Annotated in this window: 13 protein-coding genes; 11 read left to right on the top strand and 2 right to left on the bottom strand. The window is 39.4% G+C overall.

Going from position 1 to position 16155, the window contains the following annotated elements; translation table 11 throughout:
- Nucleotides 1–117: 117 nt before the first annotated feature.
- Both CW745_RS12475 and CW745_RS12470 read left to right on the top strand, forming a co-directional pair.
- The gene (locus CW745_RS12475; protein ID WP_101109013.1) at nucleotides 118–1713 is read left to right on the top strand and encodes a PfaD family polyunsaturated fatty acid/polyketide biosynthesis protein; all 1596 of its coding nucleotides are present in this window, start codon (nucleotides 118–120) and stop codon (nucleotides 1711–1713) included.
- 153 nt (nucleotides 1714–1866) lie between these two features.
- Nucleotides 1867–2424, top strand: a complete 558-nt coding sequence (locus CW745_RS12470) for a VF530 family DNA-binding protein (RefSeq protein WP_101109012.1) — start codon at nucleotides 1867–1869, stop codon at nucleotides 2422–2424.
- Between the two features lie 94 nt (nucleotides 2425–2518).
- On the opposite strand, the gene CW745_RS12465 is transcribed toward CW745_RS12470, so the two are convergent.
- Nucleotides 2519–4531 carry a HAMP domain-containing methyl-accepting chemotaxis protein gene (locus tag CW745_RS12465; protein WP_193755601.1) on the bottom strand — a complete coding sequence of 671 codons (2013 nt, stop codon included), beginning with the start codon at nucleotides 4529–4531 and terminating at the stop codon, nucleotides 2519–2521.
- Between the two features lie 252 nt (nucleotides 4532–4783).
- On the opposite strand from CW745_RS12465, the gene CW745_RS12460 reads away from it, so the two are divergent.
- Both CW745_RS12460 and CW745_RS12455 read left to right on the top strand, forming a co-directional pair.
- Nucleotides 4784–7027 carry a peptidase U32 family protein gene (locus tag CW745_RS12460; RefSeq protein ID WP_101109010.1) on the top strand — a complete coding sequence of 748 codons (2244 nt, stop codon included), beginning with the start codon at nucleotides 4784–4786 and terminating at the stop codon, nucleotides 7025–7027.
- A 100-nt stretch (nucleotides 7028–7127) separates the two neighbouring features.
- Nucleotides 7128–7316 carry a hypothetical protein gene (locus CW745_RS12455; protein ID WP_101109009.1) on the top strand — a complete coding sequence of 63 codons (189 nt, stop codon included), beginning with the start codon at nucleotides 7128–7130 and terminating at the stop codon, nucleotides 7314–7316.
- Nucleotides 7317–7557: 241 nt separating this feature from the next.
- Here the strand turns inward: CW745_RS12455 and dsbB are convergent, their stop codons facing one another.
- The gene (gene dsbB, locus CW745_RS12450) at nucleotides 7558–8070 is read right to left on the bottom strand and encodes a disulfide bond formation protein DsbB (protein ID WP_101109008.1); all 513 of its coding nucleotides are present in this window, start codon (nucleotides 8068–8070) and stop codon (nucleotides 7558–7560) included.
- Between the two features lie 217 nt (nucleotides 8071–8287).
- On the opposite strand from dsbB, the gene fadR reads away from it, so the two are divergent.
- The 7 genes from fadR to CW745_RS12415 all read left to right on the top strand — a co-directional run bounded on the left by fadR (nucleotide 8288) and on the right by CW745_RS12415 (nucleotide 15971).
- Nucleotides 8288–8998, top strand: coding sequence for a fatty acid metabolism transcriptional regulator FadR (gene fadR, locus CW745_RS12445; RefSeq protein WP_101109007.1), 711 nt, complete (start codon nucleotides 8288–8290; stop codon nucleotides 8996–8998).
- 42 nt (nucleotides 8999–9040) lie between these two features.
- Entirely contained in the window at nucleotides 9041–11524 is a 2484-nt protein-coding gene (locus tag CW745_RS12440) for a DNA translocase FtsK (protein WP_101109047.1), read from the top strand.
- A 2-nt stretch (nucleotides 11525–11526) separates the two neighbouring features.
- The gene (gene lolA / locus CW745_RS12435; protein ID WP_101109006.1) at nucleotides 11527–12135 is read left to right on the top strand and encodes an outer membrane lipoprotein chaperone LolA; all 609 of its coding nucleotides are present in this window, start codon (nucleotides 11527–11529) and stop codon (nucleotides 12133–12135) included.
- Nucleotides 12135–13454 (top strand): replication-associated recombination protein A, encoded by a 1320-nt coding sequence (locus tag CW745_RS12430; RefSeq protein ID WP_101109005.1) that lies wholly within the window; start codon nucleotides 12135–12137, stop codon nucleotides 13452–13454. Before lolA ends, CW745_RS12430 begins: the two co-directional genes overlap by 1 nt.
- On the top strand, nucleotides 13447–13833 hold the full coding sequence (crcB, locus tag CW745_RS12425) for a fluoride efflux transporter CrcB (protein ID WP_101109004.1): 387 nt from the start codon (nucleotides 13447–13449) through the stop codon (nucleotides 13831–13833). Before CW745_RS12430 ends, crcB begins: the two co-directional genes overlap by 8 nt.
- Before the next feature lie 9 nt (nucleotides 13834–13842).
- Entirely contained in the window at nucleotides 13843–15129 is a 1287-nt protein-coding gene (serS, locus tag CW745_RS12420; RefSeq protein WP_101109003.1) for a serine--tRNA ligase, read from the top strand.
- 431 nt (nucleotides 15130–15560) lie between these two features.
- Nucleotides 15561–15971, top strand: a complete 411-nt coding sequence (locus tag CW745_RS12415) for a hypothetical protein (RefSeq protein ID WP_101109002.1) — start codon at nucleotides 15561–15563, stop codon at nucleotides 15969–15971.
- Nucleotides 15972–16155: the final 184 nt, after the last annotated feature.

Below are 16155 nucleotides of genomic sequence, written 5' to 3'. Positions count from 1 at the left end.
CCTTGATCTAGCCTTAAATGACTTAGCCCTAAGCATTTAAGGTATCACGATAAGTTTTAATAAAAGAACAAACAACTAATTTAAGGTGATTTTCATATCACCGTTTAGGAAATAACAATGAGTGTATTAACGTTAAATAATCAACAACCGATTGATTGGGCTTGGAAAGTCGCGAGTAATAATATCAATACAACTTCTGATGCAGTAAAAAGTGCATTAATGGATTTGAATAAACCTATTTATGTTGCAAAAAGTGGCGACATGTTAGGTGTTAGCCAAGCAACTTGTGATGCAAGCAGTGAATCGGTTGTTGCATTTGCACAAGCGCTTAATCCTGAAGATTTAGGCGATGCTGATTTTAAAAAGCAACATGGTGTTAAATACGCTTATCACGGTGGTGCAATGGCTAACGGTATTGCTTCCGTTGAGCTAGTTATTGCGCTAGGTAAAGCGGGGCTGTTGTGTTCATTTGGTGCTGCAGGTTTAGTACCCGATGTCATTGAAGATTCGATCAAACGGATTCAAGCAGCACTGCCAAATGGTCCTTATGCGGTAAACCTGATCCATGCGCCAGCAGAGGAAGCATTAGAGCGTGGCGCAGTTGAGCGTTTCCTAAAATTGGGTGTTGAAACAGTAGAAGCGTCTGCATACCTTGGCTTAACCGAGCATATCGTTTGGTATCGTGTTGCAGGGTTAAGTGAGAAGCCTGATGGCTCGGTTAATATTAAAAACAAGGTGATTGCAAAGGTATCACGTACTGAAGTCGGGCGCCGTTTTATGGAGCCTGCACCGCAAAAGTTATTAGATAAGTTATTAGCACAGGGCAAAATTACCGCGAAACAAGCTGAACTTTCAAAGCGTGTGCCGATGGCCGATGATATTACTGCGGAAGCGGATTCGGGTGGTCATACGGATAACCGTCCGTTTTTAACGCTTTTACCTACCATCATTGCACTGCGCGATGAGATCCAAGCACAATATAATTTCTCCCCTGCACTGCGCGTTGGTGCTGGTGGTGGCATCGGCACCCCAGAAGCAACATTGGCTGCCTTTAATATGGGAGCCGCATACATTGTGTTAGGCTCGGTGAATCAAGCTTGTGTTGAGGCTGGGGCTTCTGAGTATACCCGTAAATTGTTAGCGGGCGTTGAGATGGCTGATGTGACCATGGCACCGGCTGCCGATATGTTTGAAATGGGCGTGAAGCTACAGGTGGTAAAACGTGGCACCATGTTTGCGATGCGCGCCAATAAACTTTACGAGCTATATGTTAATTATGACTCGATTGAAGCGATTCCTACTGCTGAGCGAGAGAAAATCGAAAAGCAAATTTTCCGCCAAAACTTAGATGATGTTTGGGCTGGCACAATCGATTTCTTCCAAGCGCGTGATCCTGAAATGTTAGCACGTGCTCAAAGTAACCCGAAACGCAAAATGGCACTAATTTTCCGATGGTATTTAGGGCTTTCTTCACGCTGGTCAAATATCGGTGAAAAAGGGCGTGAAATGGATTATCAAATCTGGGCTGGACCCAGTTTAGGCGCATTCAATAGCTGGGTGAAGGGTACTTATTTAGAAAGCTACACGGAGCGCAAAGCGGTTGATGTTGCGTTACACCTGTTAAAAGGTGCCGCTTATTTACAACGTGTTAATCAACTGAAGTTGCAAGGGGTTAGTTTGTCACAAAGCTTGCTTAACTACACGCCAAAATAAACAAGTTGTTGATTTTTGACTTTACTGACGGCTGATAGCTAAAAACTGGCCACTGCTTTAGTTTCAATTTACTGACAGCTGTTTTAAATTCAGATAAAATCCCCCAATAAGCCTTAATACTATTTATTAAGGCTTTTTAAATTGGAAAGAACAATGAAACCAAGTGTAGAAGAACAACGAAATAACCCGTTACATGGCCTAAGCACAGAGACATTACTCACTGAACTTGTTGAGCATTATGGCTGGAAAATATTATATGCAGCGATGCGATTTCACTGTTTTAAAGTGAACCCTTCTGTTGCAGGTAGCGTGAAGTTTTTGAAAAAAACGGAATGGGCGCGTATAAAATTAGAGAACTTTTACTTATCACGTTTTAAGCGTATGCCTAAAGCACGTGAATCAGAGTTTGATTTAGCGCCACGCGAACGCGGCTTTTCTTTACACATTGTGCCACGTGAGCCGATGGAATTGACTATCGAGTCGATTGAACTATCACAAGCTAAGGCCGCTTCTGCACATAAAGAGCATAGTCAGCGTAAGCGTGATGATCGTGAGTTTAATCGTCATTCTCGAGGAGCCTCAAAACATCCTTATCGAGATAACTCTCAGGGAAATAGAGGTGGCAGTAGTGAACGTCCAAAAGACAGACGTGCCAACAAAGAAAAATCCGATGAAGCACCTTATGATCCAAATAACCCTTGGAATACTTAATTCGATGGGTATTAGTTACATAATCAATGTTTGAATCAAGAAAAAGGCCCCAATAATGTTATTATTGGGGCCTTTTTTGAGATATTTTAAAATATTAACGTAATTTAAATTTATTCACTAAGTTTTCAAGTTCAGTAGCTAATCCACTCATTCTATTGGCTTTTTCAGAGGTATTGCTTGCAAGATTAAGGGCATTGTCCGAAGCATCACGAATTACCGCGACGTCACGAGCCATCTCCTGTGTTGTTGACGACTGCTCTTCAGTTGCTGAAGCAATTGAAACAATCATACTATCTAAGTTGACAGCACTTGTAACAATGGTTTCTAATGATTGTCCCGCTTTCTCTGCTAATTCAACACTTACTGAGGCTTGTTGACTACCTTCAAGAATACTCGTAACGGCTGCTTGTGTATCTGCTTGTATTGCTCCAATCGATGCAGCAACCTCTTTAGTTGCTTCACTGGTTCGGGCTGCTAATGTTCTAACTTCATCTGCTACGACTGCAAACCCACGACCTTGCTCACCAGCGCGTGCTGCTTCAATAGCTGCATTAAGTGCAAGTAAATTAGTTTGTTCGGCAATGCCATTTATCACCTGGATAACAGCACCGATTTCATCACTTCGTGCGCCGAGCTTATCAACGGTTTCAGAGGCGTTATTGACGACTTCTGATAGTTTGTTTATACCCGATACAGTATCTCTTACGATTTCCCCCCCCATATTTGCTTGTTTACCAGATTCGGTCGCGCTTTCAGATGCATGATTACTTTGCATTGCCACCTCTGATACAGTCGAAGACATCTCTTCGATTGCAGTTGCAAGCATGGATGATTTATGGGCTTGCTCATTACTTCCGTCGGTTAGATCACTACTTGATTGTTGAATATCAGAGGAAGCACTGGCGACAGAAACGGCAACATCATTAATATCTGTGAGTAGAGCATTTAAAGAATCACTCATTTTATTCATCGCAAGGGCAAGTTTTGCAATCTCATCTGTACCCATATTATCTAATGCTGTTGAGCTTAAGTCACCTTCACTGATACGATCTGCAACGGTCAGTACTTTTTGAAGACGACGGTTGATTGAATTCGATAAGAAATACGCAATGGTTGCACCTACAATTGCGGCTAAAATAGTAGCGATTAATAATTGACTAACCATATTCTCTAACATCGATGAAACAAGCGTTAGCGCTGTGCTGGAATCGTTTTTTTCTTCTAATGCAGACTCATCTAAAATATCTTCTAATTTATTGAAAATTGTCTCTTCCATGTCATTGACGGTATTTAAGGCCGCTTCACGACCAGTAGGGTCGAATTTTTTAAAGATTTCGTTGGCAGTGCTAACTATATTATCTTTGTATTGTCCAATTTTACGTAAATTTTCAACTTCGTTGGGCTTTTGTTCAAGTGGAGCTAACTTATTCAGGTAAAGTTCAAAGGAAGCTTGATCTTTCTTAAAAGCTTCTACTTTACTAACATCACCTGCTACAAAACTAGTGATAGAAGCTAACATATCGCCCCCTTCATCAATAAGCTCTAAATAATAGCGCACCCCTGGCAGGTCATCTTTGAGAGACTCCTCTAGGTCTATCGATTTCAGTGCATCAGCAAACTCTTCCTCCTTTAAACGGTCTAATAATTGTTCTAATTCAGCTCCCTCTTTCTCAAGAGCTTTGATTTGTGTGAGTGCCCATTGCTCTGTTTTAGGGCTGTAGCGATCAAATATTTCTGTTTTACTCCGCTGAGCATACTCATTGGCAAGTTTCTCAATCATCGCCATTTTGTCGCGGTCAGATTGTTTAGCAGACTCTAAGGCATATAAGGTTTTATAGTATCCTTGAAACTGATTGTAGTTACCTGAAAATTTATCAACTGCAGACATCTCTCCTGAAAGGTATTCCAATATATTAGTTTGCATATCGGCAAGCTGATCTGATACTTGTAAGTAGGCTATTACACCAGGCACATCATCATTTTCCACTTCAGTCGTGATAATTTGAATCGCTTTATTTTGCGACCAAACAATGCCTGAAACAATAAACATGATGACGATGATACTCGCGAAACCTCCATATAAACGCTGTGCAATTGTTAGCTTCATGCTTTTCTCCATATAAATATCAGATAACTAGTTCAGTGGGATTTTATTAACTTTTTAAAAGTAGCTATGGAATATATTTATATCAATTAATTTATATCAATTTGTTATCACTATTATTAAATGTTTTGTGTCGCAACATATTGACCCTCATAGGGCTTATTATTGATCTGAGATAAGTTTGTCTTTGCTAGTAATAGGGTATTGATGTAGGTAGAATCGCCAACAATTAAAATAGGTGTGAATGGATTTGTAATGACTAGAAAAATAGAACTGTTAGCCCCTGGTGGTGATGTGGATGCGATTAAAGCTGCGATTGTTGCCGGTGCGAATGCGATATACTGTGGCTTGGATATGTTTAATGCTCGAAATCGCGCGACTAATATCTCCTTTGAACAATTAAAAGGTATTTTACGACTTGCTCATCGTTTTGAGTGCGAAGTGTTTTTAACGGTTAATGTGGTTATTTTAGAACATGAAATAAAAGGTGTTGTTAAACTACTTAACCAATTGGTAAACACCACTATTGATGGCATTATTGTGCAAGATTTAGGGTTGTTTAACTTAGTAAAAAAACATTTTCCTACACTGCTTATTCACGCTTCCACACAGTTAACAACGCATAATGCAGGGCAGATTGAATTTCTTGCGAAAGCTGGTGCAACACGCGTTAATCTTTCTCGTGAGATGAATCTACCTGAAGTTAAAATGTTAACGACAGTTGCACATGATCATGATGTGTTAACTGAAGTGTTTGTACATGGCGCGTTGTGTATCGCTTTTTCTGGGCAATGTTATTCAAGTTCGGTGAGTGTCGGTAACTCTGGTAATCGTGGTCGTTGTAGCCAAGCCTGTCGTGATGAATATGAAATCACCGATGCAGGTAATAAGTTCCCACTTAATTTAAAAGATAATTCTGCTTATTTCGACCTACCTGAGCTGGTAGATGCTGGCGTTGATTCATTAAAAATTGAGGGCCGTATTAAAGGTGCCCAATATGTGCATACTGTAGTTGATAGCTGGCGCCAACAAATAAATCAATTTGTTGAGACAGGTAAATTACTGGACGATAACAGTAATCTTTATAAAGTATTTAATCGTGATTTTACCAACTCTTTTTTAAAGGGTAATTTAACTAAAGATATGTTCATCGATAATCCGCGCGACAATAGTTTCCAACATGCTAATGAAGAGCATGGGGCTATATCCGTTGTGCAGATTCAAGAGGTGCAAACAGAATTATCTGCTCAGAAAAATGCAATTTCGGCAACCGTTGCCGATAAAATCAAGCATATTAGTATTGAAAAACCCATTCTAACCATGGCAGTTACTGGTCAATTAGGAAAACCTTTAAGTATCACTATCGCTTTTGAAGAACAGCAGCATACCGTGCATTCTCAAAGCAACCTGATTGCCGCCGGTGAAGCGTCGATACAACCTGAGGCAATTGAAAAACGTTTTAAAAGCTTCAAAAATGGTGATTTCGAATTACAAAATATCGACTTTAGTGGATTAAATGAAGGGCTGAGTGTGCCTTTTAAAGAGTTAACGACCATTAAAAATGAAATTGCATTCCTGCTTAATGGCAAAGTAAAACCGATTGCACCTGTTGAACTTCCTGCTTTAGAAGTGTTTGAAAAAGTATCTACACAACCGACATTATCACTGCTTATCAGTGATGTGAAAGATAGCTATCTTGCTGAAAAAACAGAAGGGGATATCTATTTTAAATTACCTGAAAGCTGGAAAAAACGTTGTAATAAACACATTGATATATTCCTTGAAAATCCACGTTTAATCCCATGGTTCCCAGCGGTCTTAATTGGTAAAGATTACGATGAATCAGTGAGACTACTTGAAACGGTTAAACCCAAACGTATTATCTCTAACAACACAGGTATTGCGTTAAAAGCGACCCAACTCGGTATTGAGTGGATTGCAGGGCCACTTCTAAATACCACTAACTCCTATGCACTGTTAACCTTACAAGAAGAGCTAAACTGTGCCGGTGCATTTATTTCAAACGAGATAAACCGTAATCAGATACGTAATATTAAACGTCCGAAAAACTTTAAAATGTTATACAGCATTTATCATCCCATTTTGATGATGACCAGTCGACAATGTTTCTTCCAGCAGACTGTCGGCTGTAATAAACCGTCTATCGAAGATGGTTGTATGCTTAAATGTCAAAAAGCGACCACGATAACTAATGTTAAAGGTTTCTCTTTTGCTGTAGATAAACAGCTTGGTGGATATCCAAGTATCTATAACGACGAGCAGTTTTTAAACTTAGATGTGGTTGAAGAGTTCTCGGCACTATTTGATGAGTTCTTTATTGATTTAACGAACATTGGCGCAGGCTCTAAAGCTGAATTAGACAAGGCTATGTTACTCGACTATTTCACGGCTTTAGTGAAGGGTGATAAAAGCATGAAACAAAAGTTGGACGATGTTGTGTCGCTTTCAACACATGCACAGTACATTCAAGGTTTATAAAATTTACCCCTCAAGTTATTGCGCCGCTTGCCGATAAAGTGAAAGTCGCTGAAACTAATATTTAGCGCTATAGTTAGTGTGGTATTAAGGAGGGGTAAAAATGGATATGAGTGTGGTAGGTTCAGTGATGAGTCATCAAGCTAAAGTTAATACACTTGAAAAAGTGAATGTACATTTGATGAAAACCAACAATGAACAAACAGAGCAACAAACAATGCAGTTATTGCAATCGGTTGCGCCAGTGGAAAGCCCTGACGGTAAAGGTAAACATATCGATATTCAGGTTTAATACCAAATCCACTAAATAACTGATCAATCTTACTGGTTAAAAGAAGCTATTTCAGGTTGAAAATTTCGTAAAGGGAACAACCATTTGCATCAATTTTCGCCTTGAACTAACTCCTTTTTCCTAGGTAATATTTGATCACTATATTAACGGAATTGGTATAATGACTCGTAAACGAAATAAATCGCACAAACAAAAAAGGTAGCAAATTATTGCTACCTTTTTTATTGCCGAGAATAATTAATTACTTTTTAGGCAATAGGGCAGTGACTGCAATCACCACAAATAGTGCACAATAAACTGCAAAGCTGACAATTAACCACTGTGGCATAGAGTAACCTAAAAATTGCCACACGATATCGGCACAATCGCCGGTTGGGTTAAATAACCACGGAAGCCATTCATGTAACGGAGCCCAGCTAGGAAAGTTAGGGAAAAAGTCACAGGTAGCAAAAGGGGAAGGATTCATCTGATAGCCGACATGCTCAACGGCAAGCGCTAATCCCCATACGGCACTAACACCCCATACTGCAAAGGCAAGTAAACGGATCATGAGTTGTTGTGGGCCAATTGCCCCAATTAAACCTGCTATTAATATACCCATCATGGTAATGCGTTCATAAACACACATGACACAGGGCTCTAGTTTCATAACATGTTGGAAATAAAGTGCGCATAATTCTAATACAAGTGCACTAAATGCGAGTAATAACCAAGGCCAGCGCTGGGTAGATAGATTTTTTAAGGTAGATAACACAATTAATTCCTTGAATTGTTGATAGACCTATTTGTACCACTAAGGGGCTATACATTTCAAACCTTAATGTTTTTAACACTGTACTTTATGAAGTTTACAAAAATCAATGTGAAGATAATCACATTTGTATATTTGTCATTGAAACATATCATGTTTTGGCTCAGACTGACTGTGGTATCATTAAAGCAGTATAATAATAAAGTAGGTATAACAAGCGATGATTATGAAAGCGAAAGGGCCAGCAGATGTGGCTGAGCAATATCTGATTGAATCGATCTGGAATGGCACCATCGCAATTAACTCGGAGCTGCCGGCTGAACGCTTTCTTGCCGATAAAATTGGCGTAACACGCACCACGTTACGTGAAGTTTTGCAACGTTTATCAAAGGACGGCTGGATAACTATACGCCATGGAAAACCGACTAAAGTAAATGATTTTTGGGAAACATCTGGCCTAAATATTCTAAGTACTTTAACCCGTTTAGATGTTAACAGACGATCTGACTTTATTGACCAACTCATGTCCGTGCGTACCAATATCAGCGCTATTATCTTGCGTATGGCCGCTAAACATAATAATCAATCCGTATTGAAGTTTTTAGCGAATACTCCTTCTATTGATGCGAGTAGTGAAGAGTTTACAGAGTTTGATTACCGTTTTTATCATCAAGTCGCAGTGTCCTCGAACAACATGATATATGTACTTATTCTAAATGGTTTACAGGATCTTTATCGTAAGGTTGGTATTTTTTACTTCTCTAACAGTGAAGCTCGTTCAATTGCCCTTAACTTTTATGAAGATATAAAATCGGTGCTTGAAAAAGGTGAGTCACAACAAATTATGCAAACAGTGCGAGATTCTGCTTTTGCCAGCGGTAAAATATGGTTACGCTTACGACATCAACTACCTGCTGATTTTCTTGATTAAATTTATATCCCCTATTTGAGGTTTGTTTTGCTTAAAAAAAATATGATTAACCATCTATCTGGTGTTCAGAAATTGTTTGAAGTAGGGGTCATAATGACCCTTTTCTGTGCTGTATTTGTATCTATATCACTGCTCTCCTTCTCTCCAGTAGACCCTAGTTGGTCACAACAGCAGTGGGTCGCTGAAATTCAAAATGCAGGTGGTCGTGTTGGCGCTTGGACAGCTGATGTACTTTTTTATGCCTTCGGACTACTTGCTTACCTCATTCCTTTGATTGTTTCTGTGTTAGCTTGGCTATTATTTTGGAAGCCTAAGTTCAGTTTAGACATTGATTACCTTAATTTAAGCCTTCGTATTATTGGCTTCATTTTCACCGTATTTAGTCTTTCCGGTTTAGCATCATTGAACTTTAATGATTTTCACTATTATCCTTCAGGTGGCCTAATTGGCGATGTCATCGCGCAAAGCATGTTGGGTTTCTTTAGTTTACTAGCCGTTAATTTAATTTTACTTACCTTGCTCATCTCAGGTATTACCTTATTGTTTGGTTTTTCATGGTTACGTTTAGTTGATGGCTTAGGCGAGTTAACTATACATATGATCAATCAACTTATTGCATTACCTAGTGCGATAAAAGCGTGGAACGACAAGCGGGTGCAATTAAGAAGTGAAGAAAAATCATTACAAGCTGAGTTAAATGAACGTAAAAATACGACCAAAAGTGTCGCTAAAAAATCCAAGTTACGCAAATCAGTTCAACAACCAACAGATATTGAACCTGTGATTGAAGAAGAATTTGAGCAAGTTCCCTTTACTGATATTGATATCGCTGAAGTTGAAGATTTTGTGTTCGGGGAGAATAGTGTTGAAATTGATACACCAAAAGATCAATTTGATGCGCCGTTTGATGATGCTATTAATGAAATCAGTTTCATGGAAACCGAATCAGATGAGCCTGAAATTATTCCTGATTTTTCACACCTACCTGAACATGCAAGGCCGACCATTAAGCGTAAAATTGATGAGAATATGGCGCCATTCCCGAGTATTGACTTGCTTGACCGCCCAAATAAGAAAGCACATCCAGTATCTGAAGAAGATTTACAAACTGCAGCGCGTTTAGTTGAAAGTAAACTATTAGAGTTTAAAATCAAAGCTGAAGTGGTTAATGTATTACCTGGACCTGTGATCACCCGCTTTGAGCTTGCGCTTTCACCAGGTATGAAAGTAAGTACTGTCACCAGTCTTGAAAAAGATTTAGCACGTGCATTATCTGCCATGAGTGTGCGTGTTGTAGATCAGATTCCGGGTAAAGCTGTTATTGCACTAGAGCTTCCAAATAAACATCGTGAAACCGTTTATGCCTCGCAAGTAATGGGCTGCCAAACATTCATGGATGCAAAATCACCACTTTCGATGGTGTTAGGCGCAGATATCTCTGGTGAGCCTGTGGTGGTTGATCTTGGGAAGATGCCACATCTATTAGTGGCAGGTACAACGGGTTCAGGTAAATCTGTTGGTGTGAACTGTATGCTGGTGAGCTTGCTTTATAAGTCTGCACCTGAAGATGTACGCATGATATTAATTGACCCTAAAATGCTTGAATTAAGTGTTTATGAAGGGATCCCACACTTGTTAACAGAAGTGGTTACCGACATGAAAGAAGCCGCTAATGCACTTCGTTGGTGTGTTGGTGAAATGGAACGTCGCTATAAATTACTTTCTGCAGTAGGTGTTCGAACATTGGCTGGATACAACGCAAAAGTGAAAGCAGGGATTGAAGCTGGTGAGCCATTAGTTGACCCTATCTGGAAAGAGGGTGATAGCATGGATGAAACCGCACCTTATCTTGAAAAGCTACCAAACATCGTTGTGGTTGTTGATGAGTTTGCCGATATGATGATGATTGTTGGCAAAAAGTGTGAAGAGCTTATTACCCGTATCGCCCAAAAAGCGCGTGCCGCTGGTATTCATTTAATATTAGCAACACAGCGCCCATCGGTGGACGTAATTACCGGTTTGATCAAAGCGAATATTCCCACCCGTATCGCCTTTCAAGTTTCAAGTAAAATTGATTCTCGTACCATTCTTGGTATGCAAGGTGCAGAAACACTACTTGGACACGGTGATATGCTTTATCTACCTCCAGGTACTGGTATACCTGCGCGTGTACATGGCGCATTTGTGGATGATCATGAAGTACATAAAGTTGTTGCCGACTGGAAAAAACGCGGAGAGCCTAATTATATTCAAGACATATTAAGTGATGATATGAGCTTAGATAGTATTTTGCCGGGTGAAGAGGCTGAAGGGGACAATGAGATTGATGCATTATTTGATGAAGTTGTCGCATTTATTACGGAAACACGTAAAGTATCAATTTCAAGTATTCAACGTAAGTTTAGAATTGGCTATAACCGTTCAGCGCGATTAGTCGACCAATTACAAGCGCAAGGTGTCATAAGTGCGCCTTCTGGTGCTAACAGCAGTAGAGATGTATTAGCGCCTCCCCCAGTTAAGGATTAAAAATGAAAAAAACGCTATTAACGCTGTTTCTCGTACTTAGTACATGCACTGCACATGCACTGTCAGTTGAAGCGAAAGAATTGAAAGAAAAGCTTGCACTATTTGATCAAATTAATGCCTCTTTTGTACAAAAAGTTTCTAGTGCAGAAGGGAAACTATTAAACGAAAGTAGCGGTGAAATGACGATTTTGCGTCCTGGCAAGTTTCATTGGAAAATAACCTCTCCAGAAGAGGAGTTAATCGTTTCAAATGGTAAAACGATTTGGTATTACAGCCCCTTTATCGAACAAGTTACCTTGATAAATTTCAGTGATGCAATCGACAATACGCCTTTTGCATTATTAGCTGGCGCAGATGAAAAACAGTGGGCTAACTATGAGGTTAACAATAAGGGAAAACTATTTACAGTTATTAATCCAATTGCTGACCAATTAACAACTTTTATCTTCGAGTTTGATGGCAACAATAACATTAAGCAGTTTATTGTTATTGATGAACAGGGGCAACGAAGTACGTTTTCATTAGTACACAAAGCGTCTAAAAAAACAGTAGATAATAGCCTTTTCAATTTTCAAATTCCGGCAGGTGTTGAAGTGGATGACCAACGTTAATGCGTGATCTTTTTGAACTCAATAATGAGTTTCAGCCATTAGCTGCGCGTATGCGTCCTAAAGGTTTTGCACAATATATTGGTCAATCACATATCGTTGGTGAAGGTAAACCACTGCGTAAAGCTTTAGAAGCTGGCGCTGCTCACTCTATGATTTTATGGGGGCCACCGGGAACAGGAAAAACCACACTCGCTGAATTAATTGCGACTTATTGCCAAGCCCATGTTGAGCGCCTTTCGGCAGTGACATCGGGCATTAAAGAGATACGAGCAGCTATAGAAGTTGCGAAACAGAATCAAGCCTCGGGCATGCGAACATTACTGTTTGTTGACGAAGTACATCGCTTCAATAAAAGCCAGCAGGATGCTTTCTTACCTTTTATTGAAGATGGCACCATTTTATTTGTTGGTGCTACAACGGAAAATCCCTCTTTTGAATTAAATAATGCACTGCTATCAAGAGCGCGCGTTTATCTTTTAAAAAAACTTACAGACAGTGAAGTAGAGTTAGTGATTGATCAAGCATGTGATTCTCCAGATGGCTTAGTAGATAAGCTGATTCGATTTGAAGATGGTGTTAAACAAAAGCTAGCCAGTTTAGTGCAAGGTGATGCGCGTAAGTCACTTAACTACCTCGAGTTACTTAGCGATATGGCGAACGATGGCTTGATCACTTTAGAGTTATTGATGGAAATTGCAGGTCGAGAAGGGGTGAGCTTTGATAATAAAGGCGATCTGTTTTACGATTTAATATCTGCGTTTCATAAATCGGTGCGAGGTTCCGATGTCGATGCATCCTTATATTGGTTTGCAAGAATGTTAGCAGGCGGTTGCGATCCGCTTTATGTCGCAAGAAGATTATTAGCCATTGCTTCGGAAGATATTGGCAATGCAGACCCAAGAGCGATGCAAATAGCAATTAACGCTTGGGATTGTTTTAGTCGTGTTGGCCCCTATGAAGGTGAACGTGCCATTGCACAAGCGATTGTATATTGTGCGGCTGCGCCGAAAAGCAACGCAGTATATACAGCATTTGCTAAAGCAAAACAGATCGTTAGCGACTTTCCTGATTTCGACGTGCCAATGCATCTCAGAAATGCGCCGACACAACTCATGAAAGATTTAGGCCATAACCAAGGTTATCGTTATGCGCATGATGAATTGGGTGCTTTTGCAGCTGGTGATGTTTATTTGCCTGAAGCATTAAAAAATGAAGTTTTTTATTATCCCACGGATCGTGGTTTCGAAAAACAGATTAGTACTAAATTGGACTATCTAAAACAGCTAAATTTACAGAGTGATAATAAGCGATATGAATAATATAGTAATCAATATTACCCTAGTGGCTATGGGTGGCGCTTTTGGTGCAACGTTACGTTATTTAATTGGCCTAGGCATGATAAGCCTCTTTGGAAAAGGTTTTCCATTTGCTACACTTGCCGTTAATGTATTGGGCTCTCTGATCATGGGAACGATTTTTCAGTTAGTACAACAAGAAACAATTACCTCTTCTCCTTGGTGGCCACTCATTGGCGTGGGATTCTTAGGGGCATTAACCACATTTTCAACATTTTCGATGGATAACCTATTGTTGATTCAACAGGGCGATCTATTAAAAGCGATGCTAAACGTCGCATTAAATGTTGTTGTTTGTATTTTAGCTGCCTACATTGGCACATTATTAGTTTTAAAGAGTTAGGGAAATAAAATGTTAGATCCGAAGTTTTTACGTAATGATATTGAACAGACAGCAAAATTGCTTGCTAATCGTGGTTTTAAGCTCGATATCGACTTGATCAATGAATTAGAAGAGAAACGTAAATCATTACAAATTCAAACCGAATCCCTACAGGCTGAGCGTAATAGCCGTTCAAAAGAGATTGGTATGGCAGCAAAGCGTGGTGAAGATATCACTGCGTTACGCGAAGAGATGGCGACTTTTGGTGCACAACTAGATGCAACTAAAGAAGAGTTCAATAAACTTGCTGAGCAACTTCAAGAGATCGCATATACCATCCCTAATTTACCGCATGAATCAGCGCCTGTGGGTAAAGATGAAGATGAAAACGTTGAAGTTTCAACCTGGGGTACTCCAAAGACATTTGATTTTGATGTAAAAGATCACGTTGACCTCGGCGAAGCATTAGGTGGGCTAGACTTTAAATCTGCGGTTAAAATCAGTGGCTCTCGTTTCATCGTTATGCAAGGTCAAATTGCCAAGCTACATCGTGCACTGGCACAATATATGTTGAACCTACACACTAACCAACATGGCTACACAGAGATGTACGTGCCATTGTTAGTGAACTCAGAAAGTTTATACGGTACAACGCAACTGCCTAAATTTGGTGATGATCTTTTCAATACTAAACCGGCAACGGAAGAGGGGGTTGGCATGTCATTAATTCCTTCTGCTGAAGTACCTCTGACTAATATGAGCCGTGACGTTATCTACGATGAAAATGACTTGCCGATTAAGATCACAGCGCACACTGCATGTTTTAGAAGTGAAGCGGGTTCATACGGCCGAGATACACGTGGTCTTATCCGTCAGCATCAGTTTGATAAAGTAGAGTTAGTACAGTTTGTGCATCCAGAAAAAAGCTTTGAAGCATTAGAAGAGATCACAACACACGCAGAGCAAGTGCTTAAAAACCTTGAACTTCCTTACCGTAAAGTGGTGTTATGTACGGGTGATATGGGCTTTAGTGCAACAAAAACCTACGATCTTGAAGTATGGGTTCCGGCGCAAGAAGTGTACCGTGAAATTTCTTCTTGTTCAAACGTCGGTGATTTCCAAGCTCGCCGTTTGCAAGCACGTTTTCGCCCTGCAGGTAAAAAGAAGCCAGAGCTTATCCATACACTAAATGGTTCAGGCTTAGCGGTTGGTCGTACTTTAGTTGCCGTATTAGAAAACTACCAACTAGAAGATGGTCGAATTGAAGTACCTAAAGTGCTACAACACTACATGGGTGGCCTAACGCATATCGGCTAACACCAAACTGTTAGTCCTTAGCTGTCGTTTATCAGACAGACTAAAAAAGAGCCTATTGGCTCTTTTTTACGATTAGATATGTCATTTCTCGAGCTAATTTAAAGCGCTCAGTCTCACTTTTGGGCACATTACGAGATAGAGTGTATTGATTAGTAACTCTAAATTTGTGGCCAAAATTACTTGGCCACAACAGTCATCACGAGAGTGCTGTTTAGTTGAATTGATTACAAGTTTTTCAATAGGTTACTAGAAATTTATTTTCTTTTGGTTATCTTTTTCATTAGGTTATTATTACAGCCAAACACAATTAACAAGCGCTTTAAACGTAACAAAAACAGTTGACTATTGTTCGTTCCTCACAAAATTATAACCAACAATTTTTGTCCGCTTATGTGGGCGCTAGCAAACAATATTTTAATGTATGTATCTATATGAAAGGTAAAGAAGTGAAAAGTAAATCTATATTTATATTAGCAAGTGCGTTGAGTCTGGCTGCATGTCAAAGTACGCCTCACCCTGACTATACGTATCAAGGCAAAAATTTGCAGCCAGAAACTGTAAAATACCTGATTGGACAAGAGTTTTCAAAAAGAACCAGTACAGGAAAAACGGAGCTTAAATATATTAATGATGGATCGTATTTAGAGCTTAAAGAAACTATTGATCCTGGCTTTGTTTCAATTAGTAATGATCAAAGTAATCGATTATATAATATTCTGTGCGGAGAAACTGAAGATTATTTAGTAAATTTCGTAAAGGATAACGGTATTGGAATTAAAATTGTCATTAAAGGTGGTCGATCTGATGTAGAGGTCGGACCTTGGAGTTCTGATATTTGTTAATTAATTTTTTGTATTGTAACTTGAAGTATTGCTGTGCTTGATTACAAGTACTTTAAACGGAATAAAAACAGTTGGCTATGTTTCGCTTCGCCCCACATTATAGCCAACAATTTTTGTCCGCTTATGTAGGGTTGTAAGTTGCTCTTACTTATTTCGTTTCGATATGACTTTATTGTTATTTTAA

It is taken from the genome of Psychromonas sp. psych-6C06 (assembly GCF_002835465.1).
In the GTDB taxonomy this organism is placed as follows: Bacteria; Pseudomonadota; Gammaproteobacteria; order Enterobacterales; family Psychromonadaceae; genus Psychromonas.
The sequence above is the reverse complement of the archived record's forward strand: the minus strand, read 5'-3'. Positions and strand labels throughout refer to the sequence as shown.

What these genes read in the sequence shown, in the direction of transcription:
- CW745_RS12415 (WP_101109002.1), top strand. Translation starts at nt 15,561, where the DNA reads ATGAAAGGTAAAGAAGTGAAAAGTAAATCTATATTTATATTAGCAAGT.
- CW745_RS12475 (WP_101109013.1), top strand. Translation starts at nt 118, where the DNA reads ATGAGTGTATTAACGTTAAATAATCAACAACCGATTGATTGGGCTTGG.
- lolA (WP_101109006.1), top strand. Translation starts at nt 11,527, where the DNA reads ATGAAAAAAACGCTATTAACGCTGTTTCTCGTACTTAGTACATGCACT.
- CW745_RS12460 (WP_101109010.1), top strand. Translation starts at nt 4,784, where the DNA reads ATGACTAGAAAAATAGAACTGTTAGCCCCTGGTGGTGATGTGGATGCG.
- serS (WP_101109003.1), top strand. Translation starts at nt 13,843, where the DNA reads ATGTTAGATCCGAAGTTTTTACGTAATGATATTGAACAGACAGCAAAA.
- crcB (WP_101109004.1), top strand. Translation starts at nt 13,447, where the DNA reads ATGAATAATATAGTAATCAATATTACCCTAGTGGCTATGGGTGGCGCT.
- CW745_RS12455 (WP_101109009.1), top strand. Translation starts at nt 7,128, where the DNA reads ATGGATATGAGTGTGGTAGGTTCAGTGATGAGTCATCAAGCTAAAGTT.
- fadR (WP_101109007.1), top strand. Translation starts at nt 8,288, where the DNA reads ATGATTATGAAAGCGAAAGGGCCAGCAGATGTGGCTGAGCAATATCTG.
- CW745_RS12430 (WP_101109005.1), top strand. Translation starts at nt 12,135, where the DNA reads ATGCGTGATCTTTTTGAACTCAATAATGAGTTTCAGCCATTAGCTGCG.
- CW745_RS12465 (WP_193755601.1), bottom strand. Translation starts at nt 4,531, where the DNA reads ATGAAGCTAACAATTGCACAGCGTTTATATGGAGGTTTCGCGAGTATC.
- CW745_RS12470 (WP_101109012.1), top strand. Translation starts at nt 1,867, where the DNA reads ATGAAACCAAGTGTAGAAGAACAACGAAATAACCCGTTACATGGCCTA.
- CW745_RS12440 (WP_101109047.1), top strand. Translation starts at nt 9,041, where the DNA reads ATGATTAACCATCTATCTGGTGTTCAGAAATTGTTTGAAGTAGGGGTC.